General features: G+C 56.3%; 1 tRNA gene and 1 rRNA gene. Both read right to left on the reverse strand.

Features of this window, described 5'->3' with window-relative positions:
- Positions 1–2: 2 nt before the first annotated feature.
- Positions 3–79: transfer RNA gene (locus FVV99_RS18720), tRNA-Ile, on the reverse strand.
- Between the two features lie 96 nt (positions 80–175).
- Positions 176–1,713 (reverse strand): 16S ribosomal RNA (locus FVV99_RS18435).
- Between the last annotated feature and the right edge of the window lie 204 nt (positions 1,714–1,917).

The raw sequence follows: 1,917 nt of genomic DNA on the forward strand, positions 1-1,917 counted from the left end.
ATTGGTGGGTCTGGGCAGACTCGAACTGCCGACCTCACCCTTATCAGGGGTGCGCTCTAACCAACTGAGCTACAGACCCGGCTTTCAACCACTGGGTCCGCGACCCAAACAGTCATCGCTCTGGCCGATCAGGTAATTCAATGTGGGCACTTACCAACACCAATGGTCTATCGCTTAAGGAGGTGATCCAGCCGCAGGTTCCCCTACGGCTACCTTGTTACGACTTCACCCCAGTCATGAACCACACCGTGGTGATCGCCTTCCGAAGTTAGGCTAACCACTTCTGGTGCAGTCCACTCCCATGGTGTGACGGGCGGTGTGTACAAGGCCCGGGAACGTATTCACCGTGACATTCTGATTCACGATTACTAGCGATTCCGACTTCACGGAGTCGAGTTGCAGACTCCGATCCGGACTGAGATCGGCTTTCCGGGGTTAGCTGGCTCTCGCGAGATCGCAACCCTTTGTACCGACCATTGTAGCACGTGTGTAGCCCTACCCGTAAGGGCCATGATGACTTGACGTCGTCCCCACCTTCCTCCGGTTTGTCACCGGCAGTCTCCCTAGAGTTCCCGGCCGGACCGCTGGCAAATAGGGATAAGGGTTGCGCTCGTTACGGGACTTAACCCAACATTTCACAACACGAGCTGACGACAGCCATGCAGCACCTGTCTCTCGGTTCCCGAAGGCACCAAGGCATCTCTGCCAAGTTCCGAGGATGTCAAGGGTAGGTAAGGTGCTTCGCGTTGCATCGAATTAAACCACATGCTCCACCGCTTGTGCGGGCCCCCGTCAATTCATTTGAGTTTTAACCTTGCGGCCGTACTCCCCAGGCGGTCGACTTATCGCGTTAACTGCGCCACTAAGAACTCAAGGCTCCCAACGGCTAGTCGACAGCGTTTACGGCGTGGACTACCAGGGTATCTAATCCTGTTTGCTACCCACGCTTTCGCACCTCAGCGTCAGTGTCAGGCCAGAAGGCCGCCTTCGCCACTGGTATTCCTCCCGATCTCTACGCATTTCACCGCTACACCGGGAATTCCACCTTCCTCTCCTGCACTCTAGCCAACCAGTTCCGGATGCCATTCCCAGGTTGAGCCCGGGGCTTTCACAACCGGCTTGATTCGCCGCCTACGCGCGCTTTACGCCCAGTAATTCCGATTAACGCTCGCACCCTCCGTATTACCGCGGCTGCTGGCACGGAGTTTGCCGGTGCTTCTTCTGTGGGTGATGTCGTCCGTACCGGTTATTAACCCGCACGCTTTCTTCCCCACTGAAAGTGCTTTACAACCCGAAAGCCTTCTTCACACACGCGGCATGGCTGGATCAGGCTTTCGCCCATTGTCCAATATTCCCCACTGCTGCCTCCCGTAGGAGTTCGGGCCGTGTCTCAGTCCCGATGTGGCTGATCATCCTCTCAAACCAGCTACGGATCGTCGCCTTGGTGGGCCGTTACCCCACCAACCAGCTAATCCGACATAGGCTCATCCCATAGCGCGAGGCCCGAAGGTCCCCCGCTTTCTCCCGTAGGACGTATGCGGTATTAGCCTGAGTTTCCTCAGGTTATCCCCCACTATCGGGTAGATTCCTATGCATTACTCACCCGTCCGCCGCTCGACGCCCGGGAGCAAGCTCCCGTCGTTTCCGCTCGACTTGCATGTGTTAGGCCTGCCGCCAGCGTTCAATCTGAGCCATGATCAAACTCTTCAGTTCAAATCATTCGGTTCGTTGAGCGAACCAATCTCGGCTCAAGGTCCAAACGTCTCTTGACGAGTCGCTTGCCTTGATGATCATTGACCATCAATGTCAGCAAGCGCCCACATGAATTACCTGATCGATTGTTAAAGAGCGTCTCGCCGGGCCGGGCCTCAGCGAGGAAGGCGTATTCTACCGGAAACTCACTACCTGTCAATCCCG

The organism is Aidingimonas lacisalsi, from assembly GCF_008079445.1.
Taxonomy (GTDB): Bacteria; Pseudomonadota; Gammaproteobacteria; order Pseudomonadales; family Halomonadaceae; genus Aidingimonas; species Aidingimonas lacisalsi.